Source organism: Streptomyces sp. TRM70350 (assembly GCF_019219825.1).
Taxonomy (GTDB): Bacteria; Actinomycetota; Actinomycetes; order Streptomycetales; family Streptomycetaceae; genus Streptomyces.
This window is the reverse complement of the sequence record NZ_JAHUXH010000030.1, coordinates 73,720-96,678: the sequence shown is the minus strand read 5'-3', so window position 1 is coordinate 96,678 and position 22,959 is coordinate 73,720. Positions and strand designations below refer to the sequence as shown.

General features: G+C 66.5%; 19 protein-coding genes, 1 tRNA gene and 1 pseudogene. 14 read left to right on the top strand and 7 right to left on the bottom strand.

Features of this window, described 5'->3' with window-relative positions; all coding sequences use genetic code 11:
• Positions 1 to 396: 396 nt before the first annotated feature.
• Positions 397 to 840, bottom strand: coding sequence for a hypothetical protein (locus KWI83_RS31290; protein WP_218517744.1), 444 nt, complete (start codon positions 838 to 840; stop codon positions 397 to 399).
• A gap of 150 nt (positions 841 to 990) precedes the next feature.
• On the bottom strand, positions 991 to 2,235 hold the full coding sequence (locus KWI83_RS31285; protein WP_218517743.1) for a hypothetical protein: 1,245 nt from the start codon (positions 2,233 to 2,235) through the stop codon (positions 991 to 993).
• 336 nt (positions 2,236 to 2,571) lie between these two features.
• Here KWI83_RS31285 and KWI83_RS31280 point away from each other — a divergent pair, with 336 nt between their 5' ends.
• The 10 genes and pseudogenes from KWI83_RS31280 to KWI83_RS40465 form a co-directional block, all read left to right on the top strand.
• Positions 2,572 to 2,793 carry a hypothetical protein gene (locus tag KWI83_RS31280; protein WP_218517742.1) on the top strand — a complete coding sequence of 74 codons (222 nt, stop codon included), beginning with the start codon at positions 2,572 to 2,574 and terminating at the stop codon, positions 2,791 to 2,793.
• 80 nt (positions 2,794 to 2,873) lie between these two features.
• Positions 2,874 to 3,683 (top strand): hypothetical protein, encoded by an 810-nt coding sequence (locus tag KWI83_RS31275; protein WP_218517741.1) that lies wholly within the window; start codon positions 2,874 to 2,876, stop codon positions 3,681 to 3,683.
• Positions 3,680 to 4,765, top strand: coding sequence for a hypothetical protein (locus KWI83_RS31270; RefSeq protein ID WP_218517740.1), 1,086 nt, complete (start codon positions 3,680 to 3,682; stop codon positions 4,763 to 4,765). Before KWI83_RS31275 ends, KWI83_RS31270 begins: the two co-directional genes overlap by 4 nt.
• A gap of 386 nt (positions 4,766 to 5,151) precedes the next feature.
• Positions 5,152 to 5,469, top strand: coding sequence for a hypothetical protein (locus KWI83_RS31265; RefSeq protein ID WP_218517739.1), 318 nt, complete (start codon positions 5,152 to 5,154; stop codon positions 5,467 to 5,469).
• Between the two features lie 220 nt (positions 5,470 to 5,689).
• On the top strand, positions 5,690 to 6,289 hold the full coding sequence (locus KWI83_RS31260; protein ID WP_218517738.1) for an MT-A70 family methyltransferase: 600 nt from the start codon (positions 5,690 to 5,692) through the stop codon (positions 6,287 to 6,289).
• Positions 6,290 to 6,854: 565 nt separating this feature from the next.
• Positions 6,855 to 9,044: a type IV secretory system conjugative DNA transfer family protein gene (locus KWI83_RS31255; protein ID WP_256363057.1), complete on the top strand. Its 2,190-nt coding sequence runs from the start codon at positions 6,855 to 6,857 to the stop codon at positions 9,042 to 9,044.
• A gap of 169 nt (positions 9,045 to 9,213) precedes the next feature.
• The gene (locus KWI83_RS31250; protein WP_218517736.1) at positions 9,214 to 10,041 is read left to right on the top strand and encodes a replication-relaxation family protein; all 828 of its coding nucleotides are present in this window, start codon (positions 9,214 to 9,216) and stop codon (positions 10,039 to 10,041) included.
• A gap of 197 nt (positions 10,042 to 10,238) precedes the next feature.
• Positions 10,239 to 10,637: a helix-turn-helix domain-containing protein gene (locus KWI83_RS31245; protein ID WP_218517735.1), complete on the top strand. Its 399-nt coding sequence runs from the start codon at positions 10,239 to 10,241 to the stop codon at positions 10,635 to 10,637.
• Positions 10,638 to 10,664: 27 nt separating this feature from the next.
• On the top strand, positions 10,665 to 11,111 hold the full coding sequence (locus KWI83_RS31240; protein WP_218517734.1) for a hypothetical protein: 447 nt from the start codon (positions 10,665 to 10,667) through the stop codon (positions 11,109 to 11,111).
• Between the two features lie 103 nt (positions 11,112 to 11,214).
• Positions 11,215 to 12,219: pseudogene (locus tag KWI83_RS40465) on the top strand (recombinase family protein); the annotation flags it as partial.
• 691 nt (positions 12,220 to 12,910) lie between these two features.
• Here the strand turns inward: KWI83_RS40465 and KWI83_RS31225 are convergent.
• From KWI83_RS31225 to KWI83_RS31215, 3 genes are all read right to left on the bottom strand, one after another.
• A tRNA-Arg gene (locus KWI83_RS31225) sits at positions 12,911 to 12,986 on the bottom strand.
• A gap of 115 nt (positions 12,987 to 13,101) precedes the next feature.
• Positions 13,102 to 14,775 (bottom strand): IclR family transcriptional regulator C-terminal domain-containing protein, encoded by a 1,674-nt coding sequence (locus tag KWI83_RS31220; protein ID WP_218517733.1) that lies wholly within the window; start codon positions 14,773 to 14,775, stop codon positions 13,102 to 13,104.
• Between the two features lie 618 nt (positions 14,776 to 15,393).
• On the bottom strand, positions 15,394 to 16,677 hold the full coding sequence (locus KWI83_RS31215; RefSeq protein ID WP_218517732.1) for a M6 family metalloprotease domain-containing protein: 1,284 nt from the start codon (positions 16,675 to 16,677) through the stop codon (positions 15,394 to 15,396).
• A gap of 308 nt (positions 16,678 to 16,985) precedes the next feature.
• Between KWI83_RS31215 and KWI83_RS31210 the strand changes: the two genes are divergently transcribed.
• Positions 16,986 to 17,630, top strand: a complete 645-nt coding sequence (locus KWI83_RS31210; protein WP_218517731.1) for a TetR/AcrR family transcriptional regulator — start codon at positions 16,986 to 16,988, stop codon at positions 17,628 to 17,630.
• A gap of 325 nt (positions 17,631 to 17,955) precedes the next feature.
• Positions 17,956 to 19,485 (top strand): MFS transporter, encoded by a 1,530-nt coding sequence (locus KWI83_RS31205; protein WP_218517730.1) that lies wholly within the window; start codon positions 17,956 to 17,958, stop codon positions 19,483 to 19,485.
• A gap of 191 nt (positions 19,486 to 19,676) precedes the next feature.
• Here KWI83_RS31205 and KWI83_RS31200 read toward each other — a convergent pair whose 3' ends face one another.
• Positions 19,677 to 20,204 carry a MarR family winged helix-turn-helix transcriptional regulator gene (locus tag KWI83_RS31200; protein WP_218517729.1) on the bottom strand — a complete coding sequence of 176 codons (528 nt, stop codon included), beginning with the start codon at positions 20,202 to 20,204 and terminating at the stop codon, positions 19,677 to 19,679.
• Between the two features lie 135 nt (positions 20,205 to 20,339).
• Here KWI83_RS31200 and KWI83_RS31195 point away from each other — a divergent pair, with 135 nt between their 5' ends.
• Positions 20,340 to 21,131, top strand: a complete 792-nt coding sequence (locus KWI83_RS31195; protein WP_218517728.1) for a dioxygenase — start codon at positions 20,340 to 20,342, stop codon at positions 21,129 to 21,131.
• A 91-nt stretch (positions 21,132 to 21,222) separates the two neighbouring features.
• On the opposite strand, the gene KWI83_RS31190 is transcribed toward KWI83_RS31195, so the two are convergent.
• Complete coding sequence (locus KWI83_RS31190) at positions 21,223 to 21,741, bottom strand: GNAT family N-acetyltransferase (protein WP_218517727.1); 519 nt, start codon at positions 21,739 to 21,741, stop codon at positions 21,223 to 21,225.
• Between the two features lie 182 nt (positions 21,742 to 21,923).
• Here KWI83_RS31190 and KWI83_RS31185 point away from each other — a divergent pair, with 182 nt between their 5' ends.
• Complete coding sequence (locus KWI83_RS31185; protein WP_218517726.1) at positions 21,924 to 22,922, top strand: RNA polymerase sigma factor RpoD/SigA; 999 nt, start codon at positions 21,924 to 21,926, stop codon at positions 22,920 to 22,922.
• Positions 22,923 to 22,959: the final 37 nt, after the last annotated feature.

Sequence of the window (22,959 nt, the reverse complement as noted above, 5' to 3'; positions counted from 1 at the left end):
GCGACCGGTGATCTGGGCGACGACGTCCAGTTGTGCCCGCAGATCCTCGGTGATCCGGACGGCCAGCGTTCGGAGCTGGCCGCTCCCTGTCGGCTGCTCGCTCATGTGCGAGCCACCTCCTCGGTGTATTGCGGCCGGCGAACCCGGATGGTTCGCTCATGAGGCCGCAGGTCACCGACGAGATGTGCTGACGAGAATCAACATATCCTTATCTATTTATGACGGAAGTGTTGATTAGAGTCAACACTTATTTGATGATGTTGTAAATTCCACTGCGAGCGGAAGCAAAGAAGAATCGACCCCTCGGGTCGATTTATTGCCGTCAAAATGAAGAACACCCCGCGACCGACCAACGGACACGGGGTGTTCTTCGTTGGGGTACGGGGTGGTGTGAGCCTAGGGCTCTTCGGTGTAGCGGAAAGCTGCGTTCGGATCAGGATCAGGATCAGCTATCAGCTGGATGTAGCCATCGTCCAGGCTGGAACCGTAGACACTGACGAAGTACAGGTTGACCTTTGATGACGACGGTAGGCCGTCAAAATCTGAGTCAACCACTGCGCATTCCACTCGCCAGTTGGGGTGGTCGTAGTCGGGCTCGTCATCGACGAACATTGCAGTGACGCTGTCCACCACGAGGGCTACCCCGCCCGCGCTACCGATCGCAAAGACCAGGCGCTTCCGATCGTGGTATGTACTGTCGTACTGCGCCGCCTTGAGATCGTCCACTGAAATGCAGGGATGGAACTTGTAGATGACGTGCGCACCCGGCTTGAAGCCTTGATGTACGAAGTCCGCATACATCCCGCTGTCGGGGCCATACTCGCCCACGGTATTCGCCATGCGTGCCTCTTTAATCGATTCGGATAGGGCACGCCGCCGGTTGTAGAGACAAGCGGGGTGCCGCATCCGAAAAAGGAGGCCTGAGTGTGATTGCTGGCTAATTTCAGCAACCTATGTTATTTATAACATGTCAAGATCTTTTGGTCAATGCTATTCAAGCGTGGCCTTGACATCGAAGAGGACGTACCCGACATCCTGTCGAATCACACCGTCGAACTTCTCTCCCCCTAGTCGAATCCCGCCAGAATTTGCAATCGTGTCACCTGCAGGGCGAAAGTCTTCGTCGTAAGGGACTCGCTGAATTCCCGCCGTGCCCTTGACGTAAGACAGAGAAACTTTCTCGTTGCTGATGAACTGGCAACTCGACCATACTGTCCGGGAATTGGCGGCAGAAAGGATGCCGACCACTGAAGTGCTCTGTGAAGCGGGGGATCTAGAGAAGCTGATGCGCGCTCGTGCGTCGTGCAGCCACGCAGAGGGATTGTCCTTGGCGATGTTTGGGGCTGCTGCATTCTCGAACCAGATATAGCACTGGTATACGTGACCGTTGTCTACCTGAAGTCCGGTTGACCAGGTTCCTGATTCCTTGTCGCGACATTGCGTGAAGTTGCGTTCGTCGCCGTGCAGTGGGTTATTAGTGATCGAGTTAAACGCTGCATAGGGTGCTGGCTTCTCGTTGGTAAACGTGGAGCGATTGGGCCCCCAGCCTGATTCGGACGTCTGGCTGGCTTTCTCAGCGCTCAAGGAAACGGGCGGTTTCGCCAGGCTTGTGAGCGCGCTGTTGTCCTTCTTAGCATCGAGATGAGAGAACCGTTCAGTGAGGGTTCTATCAACAACGGAGTCGCCAAGTGACGTTTCCCTGATGAGGACTCCGCTGGCGGACATGCCAAGAAGCAAGACGAGCACGAGTAGCCCGATTTCCAGCTTGCCGAAGTACTGAAAATTATTATGGCGCCCTGGTCTTATTGTCGGCGAAGGGGTTTCCGGGGCGGCGGATTCCTCCTCACGCGCGAGCGGAGAACTAGTCTGCCGAATGATGATTTGCGCTAGTTGCTCAAACCCTTCGTCTTCGATTCGATTTAGCTGACGTGTGCCGAGTTGGATCTTTGCGCGGCCGCCGGGTTCGGCTTTTGTAATGTTTCTGCGTCGAACCCCAAGAAGATCGCCGGACTCATCCCCAAGCGCTAGGGCGTTGCGGACTGCCTTCTTGCAGTCCCTTTTATCGTCAATGAGTTCCGAGAAGTCGTCTAGCCTCTTTACGCCTTCTGAGTAGGTCTCAACGTTCAACAAGTGAAAAAGGAGAGGATGCTTCTTCAAGCCCTCTTCCGTTAGCCCCTTGCCGGTCCTCAACTCTTGCAAGCTCTCGACCACTTGCGAATGGATGATCTTGAGCACGACCGCCCCTCCCGCCTCCAACCTCTGCTGGGTCGCAAGGTAGCGCAGTCCACGACCTGACACGCCCTTGGATGTCATGACATCAGGCTCGGAATGACATGACGCGTTACTGGATGTCAGCCGTTTTACCTGTTCAAGGGGCTCGAAACCCCTTCAAAGTGGATGCAGCGGGGATCACCGGTCCCCGAAGCGCCGCAACGTCGGACCCCTCAACGGGGTCGGGTCTAGCGGCGCGTGAGACCCCCTCATCCCCGCACGAGCGCGTCTGTCGACCGCCTCTACGGTCGACGACTCGGCGCTCTGCCCCTCATCCACCAAACCGCAAGGGAGTTCGCCATGCCTCGAAATCGCTACACCCCAACCATTCGCAGCGTCGAGCGCCTTCAGATTGCGCTGCAGATAGCGCAGCTCGCCCGGATTGCCAGGAGCCTCGGATACAGCGAGGTCGACGTCCTGCAAGTTCCGTACATCGACGAGGAGAAGGAGCGTCACCGCAAGCGGCGCAGGAACATGCGCCGCGACAAAGCCAAGCGTGTTAGTGCGCTTTCGTCCAACTAGTTCGTAAAGCCCGCCGGGTGGGGTCCTGTTGGGATCCTGCCCGGCGGCACACCACTGCTTTCGAGAAAAGGAGGCCAACCATGGTCAATAGCAATGTGACGCCGCAGCTGCGGCGAAGTCGGTTCGTAGTCATCGGAATTAGCACTCTCGCGGTCGTCATGACCGCCTGCACCGCAGGCTCGACGCCGCACGGCGAATTCGCACAGGACAAGCAGATCCTCGCCTCGTGCGACCGTTCGGCGCCGCCCGCGTCGGACATTCAGATCGACGGCACGGGGTCGAGCAACTCGCCGGCCATTACGGAGGAGCGGATGGCCGCCGTCGAGCAGATCGTTCGCACCACCGCCATTTGTAGCGGACGTATGCGGGTGAGCGTCTTCGCCGGATCGAGCGCTGCCACGGCGACGCTGTTCGACGGGCCGCTCCCGCTCCACGGTGCCACCGACAACGCTCGCCTCAAACGGGTCGCGGCGGTAGTCGACGACGCCATGGTCAGGATCCGTGACGCGTACGAGCCCGCGGTCGCCGGCCTCAAGGGCAAAGGGAGTGACATCACGGCCCAGTACCGGCTGGCCGGAGAGTGGGCCAACCAGGTCGGGAGCGACTTCCACCTTCATCTGTACGTGTTCACCGACGGCTTCCAGAACGTCGGCATAAAGCTCGGGCAGCGCGTGGTCAGCAAGCAGAAGGCCGCCGAGCTCGCCAGCAAAACGAGCGTGCCGAAGCTGCCCGGCTCTTCGGTGACCGTCGCTGGTCTGGGGCGTGTGGCTGGGGAGCCTCCGCGTTCGGATGTCGTCGAGGGCCTGGTTGCGTACTACGACGCCCTGTGCGACAAGGCTGGTGCAGCGAAGTGCGTTTCGGTCACCGACTACGCCCCCGAGGGGCGGTGACCGCCGTGAACCTCTTCCGCGACACGGCAGCACCGTTGGAGACATGGACGCAGGAGGCCGACGCGGTGTCGCTGCCTCGGCTGGACGAGGTCGGCGGTCACACCCGCCCGTCCGGCGTCGGCGTCACGTACGCCGAGCAGGAGTACCACACGCTTGCCGACGAGCAGGAACTGATCTGGCCGGCCGAGGGCGAGCGGATAGCTCGTCCGTTCCAGGAGCGGGCACGCGGCTTGGACCGCCTGGCCGCGGGGGCGGAGTTCCTGTTGTCGGCGCGCGAGGACGAGGTCCGCCAGGCGCGCGCCGACTACCAACACGCGGCATGGGTCCTGTCCCCTTATATGCGCCGCGAGCCCGGAGCGAAGCTGCGGTACTGGATCTGCTGGCCGGTGCTGTGGTTTGGCGACACGGCGGGTGTCTGGTCGGCGGCTGTCATGAACGGCGACCTTCCGTCCATTGCGTTCGGTCAGGCGCTCGCTTCCGGCCTGGCCGCTGCCTGTGCCGGACTGGTCGGTGCTGAGCTGAAGTACATCCGCATGGCCAAGGATCGGCAGCGCAACCCCGAAACGCTCACGGATGACGAACAGCGCTACCGGCGGCTGTTCGCGGGCGTTGACAAGGGCGTCGGCATCGTGAAGCTCATCGGCTTCTTCTCGCTGGTCGTCGTGGCGCTCATCGCGGTTGGCATCTTCAACCTGCGTGCCATCACCGAGGGGAGTGCTGCTGGCCTGACGTTCGGATTGCTGGCTGCGGCCACGGCGATCGGGTCGGGGCTGCTGGGCTACTCGGCTGCCGACGAGGTGGCCGACTTGCTGGCCGGTATGGAGAAGCGCACCCAGAAGGCTGAGCGCCGCTACCTCAAGCTGGCCCGGTCGTCGGCGTTTCGGAACAAGGCACGATCCGAAGAAGCAGCCCGGTCGATTCACGACGAGTACCAGCTGCGCGGCCAAGCCGCCGGCAAGCGGGTGGAGTCGCTGTCCTGGAGGGTGCAACGCCGCAACCCGCAGGTGCTCGGGCATGGCTATCCGGTCGGTGAACAGGGCGGCGTCATCGGGAGGCGTACGCGTCGAGGTGGTGCCGCGTGAATCGCATCGGCCCGTTGCTTCCGGGTGCGCTCCGCAGCAGCCGCCTTCTTGGAGCCCCGATGCCGGGGGCGCCGGCCCGGCCAGGCCGCGCGGACTACTTGCTCGGTGACGCTGGTCGCCCGGCCGTAGGTCCAACCCTCCTCATCGCCGACTTCGACAACTCGGGGTCGGTGACCAGCCCGGTCGGCACCGACCCCCTGTCCAATCGGTTTGCCGAAGTGGCTCACGCCTTCTCGGTAGTGGCTCGTCGTAGTGCGCGCCACGAACTGGGTGCGGTACTGCACTTCGACGTCCCGTCGAGCGGTGAAGTCCGCCCGACTCAGATCAACCGGCGTGGATTGGCGAGGCTGCGATCTGGCCTCCACGTTCCGCCGGATGGAGCGGGTATGAGTGAGCTGACCCCCAGCCTCCGCCGAGCCGTTGAGATCGCCGAGGCGCATCCGGAACACGCAGCAACCTTGGTCGTGCTTTCGGACTTCTGGTTGCTGGATCCAGATCCACCCGCCGTTCTGGCCGAGTTGGCGACGTTCCCCGGCGACGTCCACGCAGTAGTGCTCGGCAACCGCCTGGGGGCACGAGAGCTCGACGAGCGCATCACCGTGACGTATATCGACCGGGGCGATTCGCCGGGTGCGGTCGCTCGGGCGCTGTTCACAAGTCTTGTCGCCCACCGGCCTGGAAGCCACGTTCAAGCACCCCCGTGATTGGCCCCTTCGACGGGTGACGTAGCAATTTCCGCAACACATTCATCGTCACCAGTCCTGCGCCAAGCAACAGAGAAATGGAGTGTCAGCGGGGGCGAATCTTCGGGCGATCATTCGACCGAACCGACGGTTTCCCCGCTCACTCCACAGCCTCATAACTAGGAACAGATTCCGGCACGTTACCCATCAAAGAGTGCTGGAACCGGAAAGGAGAAACGACATGACAAACTCCATCAACGGATCCGCTGCGTCAGACGTTCCGCTCAAGTTTCGTACCATCCTGGCCGACCCACCGTGGGACATCCAGCAAAAGGGCGGGCGAGGCGCGGAGCGGCATTACCCGCTCATGACGCTAGATCGCATCAAGGCCATGCCGGTCGCCGAGCTGGCCGAGGACGACGCCCACCTCTGGTTGTGGGTCACCAACGCCACACTGCGCGACGGCTACGACGTCGCCGAGAGCTGGGGCTTCACCGTCCGCTCGCCGCTGACGTGGATCAAGTTCCGGCTCGGGCTTGGCGTCTATCTGCGAAACGCCACCGAGCACCTGCTGTTCGCCACGCGCGGCAAGGCGCCGGTCATGTTCCGCGCGCAGCCGACGTGGATCACGGCTCCGGTCCAGGATCACTCGCACAAGCCCGAGGAGCAGTACCCGCTCATCGAGCGCCTGTCGCCTGGCCCGTACCTGGAGCTGTTCGCCAGGCGTCGCCCGTCGAGCAACCTGCCGTGGTTCGTATGGGGCAACCAAATCGACGCCGACGTGTCGCTCCCCGGCTTCCCGGTCCCCAGCGACCGCGACCGGGATGGACGGTCGATATGAGCAGCGACAAGAAAGGGGGATCCCCAATGGGCAATCCGGCCGCGTGGGTTCTGCGCGTTAGCTTCATGCTGCTCGGAGCCACGATTGCACTGAATCTCGCCGTCGCGTTCCTGCGTCCCGTACTGCCGTGGATTGTTGGCGGCGTCGTGCTGGTTTCGTGCGCATGGATTGCTGTCGCCGTCGTGCGGTGGAGACGTTCGAGATGGTAACCGCTGCACAGAGGTCATGCGTTGTGGAATCGACAAACTCCATTGACGTGTTGACCAAGATCAACGATAAGTGGATATGTGGGGTGTTGATTTCGACCAACACCCGGAAAGAGAGGAGGTGACCGTATGGCTTCACAACGAAAGGGGAACAACAAGGCGCGTAGAGGGCGCGAGGAACGCCGCTTCTCAGTTCGTGGGATTCGCCGCGATCCACCCGACATACGCAAGCTCGCAAAGGCACTCATCGGCCTGGCCATGGCCGAGGCGGAGCGCGAAGCCCAGGCCCAACAAGCCGCCCGTCAGCCGGAAGCAGAGGCCGCCTCTGCTGACACGGAGGTGAGGTAGAGGTGAGCTGGATGCGTAGTCACGCCGAGTTGGTGTTCTCGGGTCTGTACTTGCCCCGCCCACTCGATCTCGCAGCCGTCACCGGGTTCTTGACTCGGTTGGCCTCCGACCGCGATGCGCCACGCGTTGCGCTCGAAGTCCGGGCCGACCGTGGTGGCATCCGGCACCTGCTCGGCTGCCACACCACCGACGTCCACACGCTTCGACGCATGCTCGGTGACCTCATCCCCGGCAGCCTGCTCGTCGCACCAGACACCGGCACATCCCAGCCCCGTCCGCCGATAGAGGCAGCCGGACGGATACGCCTTCGCCCGACCGGCCTGCCACTGCGGGGCGACGATCACGAGGCCACCACCCGGGCGTTGCTCTCCAGCCTTGCGACGCCACTCCGGCAGGGCGAACAGGTCATCGTGCAGGTGCTGCTCGGTCCGCGCCATGCTCCGCGGGCCGTTCCGTCCAGTACTCCCGATCCCAGCGTCACGCTGCTTCAGCTCCTTACCGAAGGTCAGCGTCCGGCCAGTTCCGAGACGCGGGCACGGCTCAAGGAGCGTGCGTCGCAGGCCGGATTCGCGACCACCATCCGGCTGGGTGCGTCGAGCTCGGATTCCGGCCGGCGCCGCCGATTTGTCGGCAGTCTGCTCAGCGCCATCTCTACCGCCCAAAGCCCGGGGGTGTACATCGACCTGGTACGTGAGCACCCCCGGCACATCAACTCAGCACGTTCGCCGTGGCATTGGCCGCTGTCGCTCGGTGCATCCGAACTCGTCGGACTACTTGGCTGGCCTCTGGGCGACGGTGACTTTCCGGGCCTGCCGCCTGCGCACCCCAGGCTCCTCCGCGCCGCCACCAGCGTCCATACCGGGCCGCGCGTCTTTGCACGGAGCGCCGTACCCGGTGACGACCGGCAACTCGGTATCTCGGCGAAGGACCAGACCTACCACGCAGTTGCGTATGGCCCCAGTGGCTCCGGTAAGACTAACGTTGCGCTCCGATTGATCCTTGCGGACATCGAGGCTGGACGCCCGGTCGCCGTACTCGACCCCAAGCGTCAGCTCATCGACGACATCCTCGCGCGTATTCCAGAGCACCGCGTAAACGATGTCGTCGAGCTGAACGCCAGCGACGAAACCCCGGTGGGGTTCAATCCACTGGACGTTACCGGCCGCGACCCCGACGTAGTGGTCGACGGCGTCCTGGCGGTCTTCGGGGCCGTCTTCGCGGAGGGCTGGGGACCGCGCTCGGCAGACATCTTCTCCGCCAGCCTCCGCACCTTGGCCAGAGCCAGCACGCCGCAGCGGCCGGCCACCCTGGTCGATCTGCCACGACTACTCACCGATCCCAAGTTCCGACGTCAGCAGGTCGGACGGGTACACGGCGATGTCGGTCTCGCTGGCTTTTGGTCTTGGTACGAGGCCCAGTCGCCGCAGGCGCAAGCGGCGGCCATCGCGCCGCCGCTCAACAAGCTGCGGCAGTTCCTCCTCCGTCCGGCCCTGATCCACATGCTCGACCAGCGAACCGGCAAGTTCCGACTACGCGACATCTTCCGCGAGAACAAGATCGTGCTCGTCCCGCTGAACGAGGGGCTCATCGGGCCGGGGACGGCGTCGCTGCTCGGCAGCCTCATCATTGCCGACCTGTGGCAGGCCACCCAAGAACGCGCCAACGAGCCAGCTGCCGACAAGCGCCCCGGCGTCGTCTACATCGACGAGGCCCCACGGTTCTTGAACCTCCCCGTGTCACTCGCCGATGCCCTGGCCGTATCAAGATCATTGTCGGTCGGTTGGTTCCTGGCAGCGCAGTTCCGTAGCCAGTTTCCATCCGCGCTACGCACGGCAGTCGACATGAACGCCCGCTCCAAGATCGTGTTCGCCACCGAGTACGAAGACGCGCGGGACATGGCGAAGCTCACCCGCAACCTCACCCCGGACGACTTCATGGCACTGCCACGCTTCCACGCATACGCCAACCTCGTCGCCGACGGTCTGCCATCCGGCTGGGCGCTGGTCGAGACGCTTCCACCTCCGCCCGTCACCACCGACCCGGAGGTCGTACGGGCGACAGCTCGGGCCAACTACGCCCCGGATCCGAGCACGCCGACGACCGACACGAACACAGCCGACAGCAACGAGTCGCAGGCGCCTGACACGACCACCTCGTCCGCTGCCGTCGACCAAATTGGCCGGAAACGGAGGCGCCGATGATGCCTCTCTTCGCCCCTGTCTTCGCCCGACGTTTCGCGACGCTGCCACACGGCCATTTCCGCAGGTCTTCCGCCCCACGCCCCACCTTGCGGGATGGGACTGACCCCCTACTCGGGGGTCACGGCGGCGGACCTGGTGGCCGCCATCTGCTTCGGACGGGAGGCGTCCAATGACCTCGAACGATGTCGCCAGCCTGCTACTGCGCCTCTCCGAACGCGACCTGGCCGTCCTGGAATCGCTACGCGCTCACCGGCTCCTCGGCACTGCCCAGATCCGCCGCCTGCACTTCGCCCGAGGCCATGCCACCGTCACGGCCGCGTCGGGCGCCACGATGCGCGTCCTTACCCGACTCGAATCACACGGCCTGGTGGCGCGGCTCACTCGGCGCATCGGGGGCGTGCGGAGCGGCTCGTCGGGGATCGTCTGGCAGCTCGCTGCCACGGGCGAGCGGCTGCTGCGCACCGTGCACGGAGAGAAGAAGCGGCGGCGCTACGTCGAGCCGTCCTTGGCGTTCACGGCGCACACGTTGGCTGTTGCCGAACTGGCCGTCCAGCTTCACGAACTCGCCGGCGCGGGCACCGTTGAAGTGCTCAACGTCGAGACAGAACCTTCGTGTTGGCGCTCGTTCGTCAACCCGCACGGCACGCTCGAATGGCTCAAGCCCGACCTGTATGCCGTCACCGCCAGCGGCGACTTCGAGGACCACTGGTTCTTCGAGGCCGACCGCGCCACCGAGCACCCCACGGTCGTTGTCCGCAAGGCCAAGACCTACCAGCGCTACGCGGCCACGGGCGCCCACCAGGCCCGACACGGCCTGTTTCCCGCCGTCACCTGGGTTGTCCCGGATACGGCCCGACGTGGGGCCCTGGAGGCCGCGCTGTCGGCCGATACAGGGGTACAGCCGGGGCTCTTCCGGGTGGTCACCGTCGATGAGTTTGGGCAGCTGGTCACCGGCGACCACTCGGACCCATCGACGGAGGGGTCTGATCCGCCATGAGCCGACCATAAACGCGAGCTGAGGCGCCGCCTGCATCTCAGCTCGCTTTCAAAAAAGGAGGGCATTATAAGAAAGCGTCACACTTCCCCTCGAACTCCGGAAAGTATCCACGGAATTACGTTGCGAAATTGTCAACAATTGCTGATTTTAAGCAACGGAAGAGGTAAAATGGGAAAATAAATAAAGGAGACTTCGAGATGGCGACGCAGGACACCAAAAAACAATTCGGCGAATACCTCAAGAGCTTACGGAACGCGCGGAAGTTGGGTGTCCGGGAGCTGGCTAGAAAAGCCAACCTGGACGCCGGTGGAATCACGCGAATCGAGCACGGCAAGATCTCCCCGACACTGGACACACTCAAGGCTCTGGGGGTTGCGCTCGAAGTTCCACTTTCCGATCTGTTCGCAATGGCGGGGTACGTTATCCCATCCGACCTGCCCAGTATGAGCACCTACCTGCGTACACGCTACGACCTCTCGGAAGACGCTATCGCCTCGGTGGACGAGTACGTCCAGAAGCTCATTACAGAAAAAGGGCTCGACCCCGGTGGTCCCGCACCGTTCGAAGACGAGACAGAGAATCCAGAAAAGAAGTAAGAGTCGGATGGGGAGAGGAGGATCACTATGAATACAGCAACAGGCGCCAGCCCCGCTAACCTCGGAACACTTGCCGCGCTACGCACCATCGGTCGCAGACCGGCGAAGTCCATGAACGCGATGCGGCACATCGCTAACAGACAAGCCGACCTCCTTGGGCGACTACTACCAGGCACCACGCACCAAGTGTCAGCCCACGTCACGAGCCTCATCCCCACAGTCGTCGTGGAGTCGGTCGCCCGCCTGCCCGCACCTGGCATCACGTACTGGGCGAATCGCCGATGGCACATCCATGTGCGAGAAGGCGACTCGGCCGACGAGCGAGCATTTACCGTGCTCCACCAACTCAAACAGATAATCGATCACCCAATACGCCGGGCATCAGCCAAATTCAGCGATGCGGACTGGGAAAGCCTGGCACGGCACTTCGCCTGCCGGGTTCTGGCCCGCGAAGCGATAGCGGTGTCGGCGTGAACGAGAAAGGAGGGACTCCTGTGAGCAGACCACTCGAAACGAATAATTCAGCAACACCAACCCGCCGCCACACGCAGGCGATTCACGAAACTGGAGGTGTGCGATGACTGAATCTAACGCCGTGAAGATGGGGATATCCTATCTGCGAGTCTCGACCAAGGAGCAGGCCGAGAAGGGTGGGCAGGCGGAAGGGTTTTCCATCCCTGCGCAGCGCGAGGCGAATCGCCGCAAGGCCGAGAGCCTCGGCGCTGTGATCGTCGCCGAATTTGTCGACGCAGGAGAGTCGGCGAAATCAGCAGACCGGCCCGATCTCCAGAGGATGCTGCGCTACCTGGCAGACAATCCCGTCGACTACGTGTTCGTCCACAAGGTCGACCGTCTGGCACGGAATCGCGTGGACGACGTCGAGATCACTCTGGCTATCAAGAAAGCCGGCGCAACCCTGGTCTCCGCGACGGAAAACATCGACGAGACACCATCGGGGATGCTGCTCCACGGCATCATGTCGTCCATCGCTGAGTTCTACTCACGCAACCTGGCTACCGAAGTTCACAAAGGGATGAGTCAGAAGGCCAAGACCGGCGGCACCCCGGGCAAGGCACCACTCGGCTACCTCAACGTCGTGCGTCGTACGCACGAGGGTCGTGAGGAGCGCACGGTAGAAGTGGACCCCGAGCGCGCCGAGCTGATCATCTGGGCGTTTGTCGCCTTCGCCAGTGGCGGGTGGACACTACGGTCACTGGCAGACGAACTCGAGACCAGGGGGCTCACTACAAGGCGAACCCCCAAGATGCCATCTCGCCCGATCCGACCCAACGTCCTGCACAGCATCCTGACCAACCCCTACTACAAGGGTGAGGTGGTGTATCGGGGTGTTGCCTATCCCGGCCGCCACGCGCGGCTGGTGGACCCTGTCACCTGGCAGAAGGTCCAAGACGTTCTTGCCGCCAACCTCGTCGGCGAACGCCAGCGCGAGCACCCGCACTACCTCAAGTCGAGCGTCTTCTGCGGTGACTGCGGCAGCCGCCTGATCATCACCAACGCCAAGAACCGCCATGGCGTTGTCTATCCGTACTTCGTCTGCCTCGGGCGCCACCAGAAGACCACCAGTTGTACCCGCAAAGCGCTGCTCATCGCCAAGATCGAGAAGATGGTCGAGGACCACTGGGCCACCGTCCGGCTCGCCCCCGAGCTCCGCGACGTGATCGAGGAGAGCCTCCGAACTGAGCTCGCCACCTACCGCAAGGACGCTGAAGATGAGCACAAGCACCTGCTGGCCGAAAAAGCGAAGCTCACCACACAGCGGCAGAAACTGCTCGAAGCGATCTACAGCGGTGCAGTCCCGATGGACCTCATCGCCAGCGAGCAGCAGCGCATCACCGACCAGCTGACCGCTATCGAGGGAAGGCTCAGCGCGGCTACGGCAACGTTCGATGCCATCGAGGCCAACCTCGTACGCGCCCTCGACCTTGCCCGTGACTGTCACGTTGCGTACCTGACCGCCGATCCGCAGCTGCGCAGGTTGTTCAATCAGGCGTTCTTCACGCACCTCATGATCGACGAGGACGGTGTCCACAGCGAGTACGCCGAACCGTTCGACGCACTGCTCGACGGCGACGTCCTGGATGCAGGGCAGGCGGTTCTGACTGATCGCGCAGAGGGGCAGGCCAGGCTGCGAGACGTCCTGGAGCGACCTGCGTCGTCCGCCAACAAGAAGACCCCCGGCACGCTGGCCGGGGGTCTCTCTGTTCACCTTCGCAGCCCCGTTCGGGGTGTCGAAGGTTTGAATAAAACTACTTTGGTGCCCCCGGCAGGATTCGAACCTGCGACACCCGCTTTAGGAGAGCGGTGCTCTATCCCCTGAGCTACGAAGGCGGAGCTGGCCCTGAGGTGGGTCAGGGCGCTCGGTCCACAGGGTACCGGATCGGGGGTGCGGCGGGGGTGTTGCACTGGGCGGGCGAGATGCCGGAAGTGCTCGTCCGGGCGTTGGCTAGCTCAGGGGCACCCGAGTGAAGCGCGCCGACACATGCAGGTCCGCCTCGATCGCGTCGGCCGTCTCGCGGAGGGTCGGGACGAGGTGGTCGACGCATTCCTGAAGGGTGTGCCGGGAGGTGTGCATCGCCGTGTTGAGGGCGGCCACCGCGCGGCCCGTACGGTCGCGCACGGGGACCGCGAGTGAGCGCAGGCCCTCCTCCAGTTCCTCGTCGACCAGGGCGTAGCCCTGGTTTCGGACCTCGTCCAGGGTGCGGGTCAGGGTGCGCGGGTCGGTGATCGTGCGGGGCGTGAGCTGGCGTAGGGGGCCGAGCGTGCGGGCGGCGGGTGGGAGGTCGGCCAGTAGGACGCGGCCCATGGAGGTGGCGTATGCGGGCAGGCGCGTGCCCACGGTGATGTTGACGCTCATCACCCGGGCCGTCGCCACCCGCGCCGTGTACTGGATCTCGTCCCCGGCCGCCGTCAGTACGGCGAGGGACGTCGACTCGTGGATGCGCGCGGCGAGCGCGGCCAGGTGCGGGGCGGCGATGTGGGGGAGGGAGGTGCGGGACAGGGGTGGGTAGCCGAGGGAGAGGACCTGGGGGGTGAGGGTGAACGTGCCGGGGCGGGACTGGGCGACCAGGCCCAGGTGCTCGTAGGTGATCAGGGCCCGGCGGGCCGTCGCCCGGGCCAGGCCCGTCGCCTTCGCGACCTCCGTCAGGGTGAGTTCCGCCCTGCCCTCGCCGAAGGCGGTCAGTACGGTCAGGCCGCGGGCCAGCGACTCCACGAACTCCCGGCCCAGCTCCTGCTTCGACGCGCCCGTCCAGGTCGCCAGCCCGGACGGGGCGGGGGCGGGTTCCGGGCGGGGTGCCGTGCGCAGGTCCTCCTCCATCGCCGCCACCGCCGCGCGCAGCCGGGGCAGCAGGGTGTCGCGCAGGCCGGTCGCGGTGTGCCGGCTGGTGTGGCTGACCACGCTCGCCGCGCACGCGATCCGGCCGGTACGGGGATCCCGTACCGGAACCGCCACCGCGACGAGCCCGGGCTCGATCAACTGGTCGTCCAGCGCCCATCCGTCCTGCCGGGCCTGGGTCGAGCGCCGTGTGAACTCCTCGGTGGGGTGTGGGTGTTCGGCCGGGGGTACGGCGGGGAAGTCGCGGTTCTCCGGGTTCGCCGCCCGGCGTGCCCGCCAGCGCTTCCAGTCCTCTGCCGTCCACTCCGTCGCGAACAGCGGGCCCGGTGCTGTGCGTTCGGCGGGCAGCAGGTCGCCGATGCGGAAGCTCAGGGACATCGCGCGGCGGCGGGTCGCCTGGTGGATGAAGCGGATGCCGTCGCCGTCGGCGACCGCGAGGGAGACCGACTCGTCCAGTTCGTCGGCGAGGGCGTCCGCGCGGGCGTCCAGCAGGGCGGGCAGGCGCAGGGCGGCCAGATAGGCGTTGCCGAGTTCCATCAGGCGGGGGGCGAGGACCGCGTCCCGGCCGTCCAGGCGGACGTACCCCATGTGCGCGAGGGTCGAGGTGATCCGGTCGACCGTGGAACGGGCGAGGCCGGTGGCGCGTTCCAGCGCGCTCAGGCTGAGGGTGCCGCCCGCCTCCGTCAGCTGCCGCAGCACGGTGATCCCGCGGATCAGCGGCGTGACCGCCTCGTCCGGCACGGCCGGGGCGGCGGCCTCCTTCAGCGTGGGGTTGGCGGGCATCTTCTCTCCGGTACGGCGATCGCGGCAGGCCTACGGTAACGGCGGATCCCCGGATCGTGTCCGGCACGCCCCGGCCGACGCCGCGTGCCCGCGCCGGTTGACGCCGCGTGCCCGCGCCGGTTGACGCCGCGTGCCCGCCCTGGCCGACGCCGCGTGACCCGCGCCTGGTCCGCCCCGGAGAGCGTCACGAAACCCGCGCCTGGTCCGCTCCGTCCCGCCCCCAGGGCAGGGCCGGTTGTCGCCTCGAAGCCTGCGCCGGGTTCGCTGGCTGGTGGGTCTTGCCGCCCTGCCTGTGGTCGCGATTCCTGGGCCGGGTTCGCGGGCTCGTGCGCTGCCGCCTACCCCGCCTACGGTCGCGACACCCGCGCCGGGTCCGCTCGCCCCTGAGCCTTGCCCACCCCTACCGCCCCACCCCTACTGCCCAACCCCTACCGCCCCGCCCCATCACCCGCGCCGCCCCATCACCCGCGCCGCCCAGCCCTGCCAGCCCCGCGCCGCCCAGCCTCGCCCTGCCCAGTCCACCCCCGGGCCCAGCCCCGCCAGCCCCGCGCCGCCCAGCCCATCCCCCGCCCCGCGCAGTCCACCCCAGGCCCCAGCCCCCCAGCCCCCACCCACCCCCTACCGCCGAGTAACCCGCACCACATGATCCCCCGCCAAATCCGCCCCCGCCACCACGATCCGCACCCCCCGCGCCCGGTCCTCGAAGGACTCCCCAGGAGTGAACGTGGCGTCCGAGAGTTCGGCGTGGACGTTCGGGCTGCGGGTGCAGCCGCCGCTGTCGCGGCGGGAGTCGTACACCGTCACCGGGCCGTGGCCGGTGTCCACGTCCGCGTCGACCTTGTAGATCAGTACGCCCGGTCGGCACACCGCCTCGTCGTTGCCGTCGCGGGTGCGCAGCTCCACGGCGTAACCGGTGCGCCGGTCGAGGGGTATGACGACGAGCTTGGGGCCGCCGGGGCGGGCCAGCGGGGTGAGGGTGTGCTCGGTCGTGCCGGGGTCGGACGCGCAGGTCACCTGGGCCGTGTCCAGCCAGCCCAGCTTCCACTTGTGCCAGCCGAGGAGGTCGTTGTTGGCGCCCCAGTCCTCGCTCATGATGTCCCAGTGCCCGACCGCGCCCCCGCCTTCCTGGGTGTAGAGGTCGGGCAGGCCGAACACATGGCCGTTCTCGTGCGGCAGGACGCGGTAGCCGGTGCGGTCGTAGGAACCGGAGCCGTCGTCCTGGCGGGAGTAGACGAAGGAGGCGTTGGCCACGGCCACGCCGTCCGCCGTGGGTGCCTCGTTGTTGCCCGCGAAGGTCACCGAGAGGACCGTGTCCAGCGCGGAGGGGCCCGCGTTCGGCGTCACCAGCACGTTCAGCAGGTCGTACTCGCGGAAGTCGACCTTGGGATCGGCCGCGGCCACTATGTCCTGCACGAGCCTCCGGTAGCCGGGGTCGAAGGGCGCGCCGCGCTCTATGCCGTACGCCTGGAATGTTTTCGGCATCCGCAGCCAGTCGGCTATCGGGGTTTCCGGACGGTAGTCCAGACGGCCGTAGGAGCTGGTGCGGAACCACTCCTGGGTCTGTGGGAAGAACTCGTGGAAACGGTCCAGCGCGCTGCCCTTACCGGGCGCGTCCGAGAAGTCGATCATCAGGGTGAGGGCGCGGACGGTGCCGGTGGAGCGGGAGTAGCCGCGGGGGGTCGGGATGCCCTCCGACATCTGGACGTCGGCCCTGCCGCTGATCATGCAGGGCCCGTGGGCCGAGGAACGGGACAGGGTGGTGAGCGGCCGCGCCCCCGCCGTCGCCGAGCCCACCGTGTGGTGGCCCGTGCCGGCCGAGGTGCTCACCGCGAGGGTCACGGCGGTCACGGCGCCGAGCGCGGCCGCGCGGCGCGGGCGTATCCGACGGCGGGACGGCTGCATGCATGGACCTTTCGCTCCAGGCAGCCACCGGTCTCCGGCTGCATCCTTTCGATTCACCCTGTGCCGGGTGCGGCGCGGGCGCGCGCTGGAGCAGACCGATCGTGGGTTTTCGCTGAGTAAGCGCCGGTCAGCGGGGGTGTGACCGAGGCGGCGGAGCGATGTGACACGGGTCACAGGACATCTTTCGGCGCGGGGAAATAACCGGGGGACGATTCCCCGTTTAACCCGGCGTACGAGCGAAACGGGGGATCACTCCCCGGATCGCCCACCGGCCTCAGCCATCAGCAACCGTCACCAAGGAGTACGCCGTGCAGACCGCCACCCCCGTGCCGCGCAAGGCGACCCGGCCGCGCGCCGACGCCGTGCGCAACCGGGAGCGGATCGTCACCGCCGCCCGGGAGATGTTCGTCGAGCACGGGCCCGACGTGCCGCTCGACGAGATCGCCCGCCGGGCCGGTGTCGGCAACGCCACGGTGTACCGCAACTTCCCGGACCGCGACGCCCTGGTCCGCGAGGTCGTCTGCTCGGTCATGGACCGTACGGCCCTGGCCGCCGAGCAGGCCCTCGCGGAGCACGGCGACGCCTTCACGGCGCTGGAGCGCTTCGTGCACGCCGCCGCCGACGAGCGGATCAGCGCGCTGTGCCCGATGATCTCCAGCACCTTCGACGAGCACCACCCCGACCTGGAGGCCGCACGCCACCGGGTCGAGCGGCTGGTCGGGACCGTCATGGCACGGGCCAGGGCGGCCGGGCAGCTCCGCGCCGACGTGGGGGTCGGCGATCTGATGATCGCCGTCGCCCAGCTCAGCCGCCCTCCGGCGGGTGCCGCGTGCCTCAGCGTCGACCGCTTCGTGCACCGGCATCTGCAGCTGTTCCTGGACGGTCTGCGGGCCCCGGCCCGCTCCGACCTGCCGGGCACGGCGGTGACCGTGGAGGACCTGCGCCAGGCCTGACCGCCGACTGATCTTCGCCGTCCCGATTTCCCGAGCCTTCCCCAGCCTTCCCGAGCCTTCTCGACTCTTCCCGACCTTCTCGACTCTTCCCGACCTTCTCGACTCTTCCCGACCCCTCCCGACTTTCGACCCTTCCCGACCCCTCCCGAGCCTTCTCGACCCCTCCCGACTTTCGACCCTTCCCGACCCCTCCCGAGCCTTCTCGACCCCTCTCGACTCTCGACTCCTCCGACTCTCGTCTCCTCCCGACTCCCGACTCTTGCCTCCTCAACTTCCGTTACTTTCCGTCACTTTTCCGTCCCGAAGTCCCGAAGTGGGTACCCCCATGTCTGAAACAGCCGTCAAGGCTCCCGGCGTCCCCGACGCCAGCCGCTGGAAAGCGCTGGTCTTCATCGCGCTCGCCCAGCTGATGGTCGTCCTCGACGCCACCATCGTGAACATTGCGCTGCCCTCCGCCCAGCAGGACCTGGGCATCTCGGACGGCAACCGGCAGTGGGTCGTCACGGCCTACGCCCTCGCCTTCGGCGGTCTGCTGCTGTTCGGCGGCCGAATAGCCGACCTGTGGGGCCGCAAGCGCACCTTCGTCCTCGGCCTGGCCGGCTTCGCCGCCGCCTCCGCGCTGGGCGGCGCGGCCACCAACGAGGCGATGATGTTCGGCTCCCGCGCTCTGCAGGGCGTCTTCGGCGCCCTCCTCGCGCCCGCCGCGCTCTCCCTGCTCGCCGTGATGTTCACCGACGCCAAGGAGCGGGCCAAGGCGTTCGGCATCTACGGCGCCATCGCCGGTGGTGGCGGTGCCGTCGGTCTGATCCTCGGTGGCTTCCTCACCGAGTACCTGGACTGGCGCTGGACGTTCTTCGTGAACATCCCGTTCGCGGTGATCGCCGCGGCCGGTGCCTGGTTCGTCATCCGTGAGCCCGAGGGCGGCCGCAACCGCTCCCCGCTCGACATCCCCGGCGTGATCCTGTCCACCCTCGGGCTGGTCGCGCTGGTGTACGGCTTCACCCGCGCCGAGTCCGACGGCTGGAGCGACTCCGTGACCGTCGCCATGTTCGTCGCGTCGGCCGTGCTGCTCGCCGCGTTCGTGTTCGTCGAGTCGCGGGTCAAGGCCCCGCTGCTGCCGCTGCGCGTGCTCACCGAGCGCAACCGCGGTGGCGTCTACCTCTCGCTCGGCCTCGCGATCATCGCGATGTTCGGCCTGTTCCTCTTCCTGACCTACTACCTTCAGGTCGTGAAGGGCTACTCGCCGGTCCGGACGGGCTTCGCCTTCCTGCCGATGATCGCGGGCATGATCACCGGCTCCACCCAGATCGGCACCCGCCTGATGACCCGGGTCGCACCGCGCCTGCTGATGGGCCCCGGCTTCCTGGTGGCCGCGGTGGGCATGCTGCTGCTGACCCAGCTGGAGATCGGCTCCTCGTACGCCGCTCTGCTGCTGCCGTCGATGCTGCTGCTCGGCCTCGGCATGGGTACGGCGTTCATGCCCGCGATGTCCCTGTCCACGCAGGGCGTCGAGCCCCGGGACGCCGGTGTCGCCTCGGCGATGGTCAACACCTCGCAGCAGGTGGGCGGCGCGATCGGTACGGCCCTGCTGAACACCATCGCCGCCTCGGCGACCACGTCGTACATCACCGACCACATCGGCTCGGCGACCTCGCCCTCCCAGCAGCAGCTCGTCCAGCTGGAGGGCCTGGTGCAGGGCTACACCAGCGCCATCTGGTTCGCCGTCGGCATCCTGGTCCTCGCCGCGGCGATCGCCCTGACCTTCGTCAACGCCGGCCGCCCGAACATGGGCGCGGCGATCGGCGCGGGCGAGGGCGCCGAGGACGAGGTGCCGGTGCCGGTGGTCGCGCACTGACCCGCCTGACCCACTAGACCCACTGACCCACTAGACCCGCTAGGCCTATGGACCCGCTAGACCCATAGACCCATAGACCGACCGGCTAGACCCATAGACCCATAGACCCACAGACCGGCTAGACCGGCTAGACCCACTGACCCACTGACGGCGCCTGTCCCGGCGTACCCCTTCGGGCGATCCGTACGGGCTCAGCGAAGCCAGGGCAGGTCCGCCCCGGCCTCGCTGGGCTGAAGTCCCTCGGCGACGATCCGCATGATCTCGCCGAGGGACTTCTGCTGTTCGGGGGTGAGCCGGTCGAACACCGCCTGGCGTACGGCGGCCACATGGCCCGGCGCGGACTGCTTCAGCACCTGAAGGCCCTTGTCCGTGAGCACCGCGAACTGGCCCCGCTTGTCCGAGGGGCAGTCCTCGCGGCGGACCCAGCCGTTCTTCTCCAGCCGGGCGACGGCGTGGGAGAGGCGGGAGCGGGTGATCTTCGCGTGCATCGCCAGCTCGGTCATCCGCAGCCGGCGGCGCGGGGACTCGGCGAGCCTGACGAGGAGGCCGTAGTAGACGTGCGGCATGCCCGCGTCACGCTGGAGCTGACGGTCGAGATGGTCCTCCAGGAGCGTGGCGGCCTCGATGTACGAGCGCCAGACGCGCTGCTCCTCGTCGGTGAGCCAGTTCGGCTCGTCGACGGGTGCGGGCGCGGGTGCGGATGCGGATGCCGTGTTCATGAGGTCCACTGTACGAGACCGCTCCTTGAAACTTAAACAAATAGGGCGTAAGCTCGACAGGAAAGCTTTAAAGTTAAAGTAGCTGGGTCCTCCCGGAAGGGCCGGAAGGAGTCAGGACCGGAAGGAGTCGCCGTCATGTCCGCCGCCGCTCAGGAGCGCATGCCCGCCCTGTACCTCAGCCATGGCGCCCCGCCGCTGGCGGACGACCCGATCTGGCCCGGTCAGCTCGCCGCCTGGTCCGCCGCACTGCCCCGCCCCCGGGCCGTCCTCGTCGTCTCCGCCCACTGGGAGGAGGCCCCGCTCGCCCTCGGCGCCACCCGGACCGTCCCCCTCGTCCACGACTTCTGGGGCTTCCCCGAGCACTACTACCAGGTCCGGTACGACGCTCCGGGCGCGCCCGAACTCGCCGAGGCCGTACGCAAGTTGCTGCGCGCGCCCGGCATGCCGGTGCAGGACGTCCCGGACCGGGGCCTGGACCACGGCGCGTACGTCCCGCTGGTCGAGATGTTCCCCGACGCCGACGTCCCCGTCCTGCAGGTCTCCATGCCGACCCTCGACCCGGTGCGGCTGATGGAGATCGGCCGGAAGCTCGCCCCGCTGCGCGACGAGGGTGTGCTCATCGTCGGCTCCGGCTTCTTCACCCACAACCTCGCCGCGCTGCGGCACCCCGGTGGGGGAGTGCCGAGCTGGTCGGCCGAGTTCGACGACTGGGGCCGACGGGTACTGGACGCCGGTGACGTGGACGCGCTGCTCGACTTCACCCGCACCTCCCCGGCCGGGCGGCTCGCCCACCCGCGCACCGAGCACTTCGCCCCGCTGTTCGTGACCATGGGCGCGGCGGACGCGACGGGGGAGCTGGGGCGGCAGAGGTCCGTGATCGAGGGCTTCTGGCTGGGGCTGGCGAAGCGGTCGGTGCAGTTCGGCTGACCCGCAGGCTTTCCGCGCTGATTCACAGCTTCTTCTCGTACCGGCCTGCAGCTCCTTCTCGTACCGACCTGCAGCTCCTTCTCGAACCGATCTACAGCTCCTTCTCGTACCAGGCCACGTCCCAGTAGCGCCCGAACTTGCGGCCGACCTCCCTGTACGTGCCGACGTACCGGAAGCCGAAGCGTTCGTGCAGCCGCGTGGACGCCTCGTTCGGCTGCGCGATACCCGCGTAGGCGCGGTGCAGGTCCTCGCCCGACAGGGCCTCGAAGAGGGCCTTGTACAGCAGCGTGCCCACGCCGCGCCGGCCGGCGTGCGGGGCGACGTAGACCGTGACCTCCACGGAGGTGGCGTACGCGGGCTTCGCGCGATAAGGACTGGATGTGGCGTACCCCAGGATTTCCTGTGAGTCCGCGTTCGTGGCAACCATCAGCCGGTACGGCCCGTCTTCCGGGTGGGAGAGCAGCCAAGGGCGGCGCTCTTCCGGAGTGAAGACCGCCGTGTCGAATGTGATGGAGGTCTCACGAACGTAGTGGTTGTAGAGGTCGGTGAGGGCCGCGAGATCACCCTCGACTCCCGGTCTGACCTGCACCTCTGTACGTTCCGACGACATCGAGCCTCCTCGTGTGGCCGGACAGGGTACTGCATGATCAGAAAAATCGAGGGGTGGGTTGGGAATTCTGTCCTGATTCCAGTCGTTGTTTCCATCGGATGCAGGGCACCCGCAGTAGACCGGAGAGGGTGCTGAGCGTCCGAAGGACCACCCGCTGACCTCACCATCGCAAGGGAGCACGCATGGCAACCCGTGCCGTCGCCCGTCGTACGTCCGCCGCAGGCGAGACCGTCGACGCGACCAGCAGTGTTCGCGCCCATGGCGGCGAGATCGCGGACCGCGATCTGGTCGGCATGTATCTCGACGAGATCGCGCGGACACCGCTGCTCGACGCCGCCAAGGAGGTCGAGCTGTCCCAGACCATCGAGGCGGGTGTGTTCGCGCGACAGGTCCTCGACGGGTACGAGGAGTCCAGGGCGGACGCCACCCGTGAGGAACTCGAAGCCCTGGTCGCCCAGGGGGAGCGGGCCAAGGACGTCTTCATCCGCTCCAACCTCCGCCTGGTCGTCGCCGTCGCCCGGCGCTATCCGCGCAGCGGCCTGCCCCTGCTGGACCTGATCCAGGAGGGCAACGCGGGCCTGGTCCGCGCGGTCGAGAAGTTCGACTACCGCAAGGGCTTCAAGTTCTCGACCTACGCCACCTGGTGGATCCGCCAGGCGATCACCCGCTCCATAGCCGACCAGTCGCGCACCATCCGGCTGCCCGTCCACCTGGTGGAGGAACTGGGCCGGATCCGGCGCGTGCAGCGCGAGTTCAACCGCGATCACGGCCGGGACCCGGAGCCCGCGGAGATCGCCGAGGAGCTCGGCTCGACGCCGGAGCGCATCAGCGACGTCCTGGACTGGGCGCGCGACCCCGTCTCGCTGAACATGTCAGTGGACGACGAGGGCGAGACCCAGTTCGGCGACCTGCTGGAGGACACCTCGGCGGTCTCCCCCGAGCAGTCCGTGATGACCCTGCTGCGCAGCGAGGAGCTGGACGACCTCATCGGCCGCCTCGACCAGCGCACGGCGTCCATCATCAAGATGCGGTACGGCATCGAGGACGGCCGGGAGCGGACCCTGACCGAGGTCGGCAAGGAGCACGGCCTGACCCGTGAACGCATCCGCCAGATCGAGAAGCACGCCCTGCTGGAACTGAAGAAGCTGGCACGTCAGACCGGCTTCGACGCCGCGGCGTGAGGCTCGTCGGAGGTACCGCACGGCGAGGTTCGCGGGG

Coding starts and splice junctions, on each gene's coding strand:
- KWI83_RS31220 (WP_218517733.1), bottom strand. CDS start 14,775: ATGCCCGCCAACCCCACGCTGAAGGAGGCCGCCGCCCCGGCCGTGCCG.
- KWI83_RS31205 (WP_218517730.1), top strand. CDS start 17,956: ATGTCTGAAACAGCCGTCAAGGCTCCCGGCGTCCCCGACGCCAGCCGC.
- KWI83_RS31215 (WP_218517732.1), bottom strand. CDS start 16,677: ATGCAGCCGTCCCGCCGTCGGATACGCCCGCGCCGCGCGGCCGCGCTC.
- KWI83_RS31195 (WP_218517728.1), top strand. CDS start 20,340: ATGTCCGCCGCCGCTCAGGAGCGCATGCCCGCCCTGTACCTCAGCCAT.
- KWI83_RS31290 (WP_218517744.1), bottom strand. CDS start 840: ATGGCGAATACCGTGGGCGAGTATGGCCCCGACAGCGGGATGTATGCG.
- KWI83_RS31245 (WP_218517735.1), top strand. CDS start 10,239: ATGGCGACGCAGGACACCAAAAAACAATTCGGCGAATACCTCAAGAGC.
- KWI83_RS31185 (WP_218517726.1), top strand. CDS start 21,924: ATGGCAACCCGTGCCGTCGCCCGTCGTACGTCCGCCGCAGGCGAGACC.
- KWI83_RS31200 (WP_218517729.1), bottom strand. CDS start 20,204: ATGAACACGGCATCCGCATCCGCACCCGCGCCCGCACCCGTCGACGAG.
- KWI83_RS31275 (WP_218517741.1), top strand. CDS start 2,874: ATGGTCAATAGCAATGTGACGCCGCAGCTGCGGCGAAGTCGGTTCGTA.
- KWI83_RS31250 (WP_218517736.1), top strand. CDS start 9,214: ATGACCTCGAACGATGTCGCCAGCCTGCTACTGCGCCTCTCCGAACGC.
- KWI83_RS31255 (WP_256363057.1), top strand. CDS start 6,855: ATGCGTAGTCACGCCGAGTTGGTGTTCTCGGGTCTGTACTTGCCCCGC.
- KWI83_RS31240 (WP_218517734.1), top strand. CDS start 10,665: ATGAATACAGCAACAGGCGCCAGCCCCGCTAACCTCGGAACACTTGCC.
- KWI83_RS31190 (WP_218517727.1), bottom strand. CDS start 21,741: ATGTCGTCGGAACGTACAGAGGTGCAGGTCAGACCGGGAGTCGAGGGT.
- KWI83_RS31260 (WP_218517738.1), top strand. CDS start 5,690: ATGACAAACTCCATCAACGGATCCGCTGCGTCAGACGTTCCGCTCAAG.
- KWI83_RS31280 (WP_218517742.1), top strand. CDS start 2,572: ATGCCTCGAAATCGCTACACCCCAACCATTCGCAGCGTCGAGCGCCTT.
- KWI83_RS31265 (WP_218517739.1), top strand. CDS start 5,152: ATGAGTGAGCTGACCCCCAGCCTCCGCCGAGCCGTTGAGATCGCCGAG.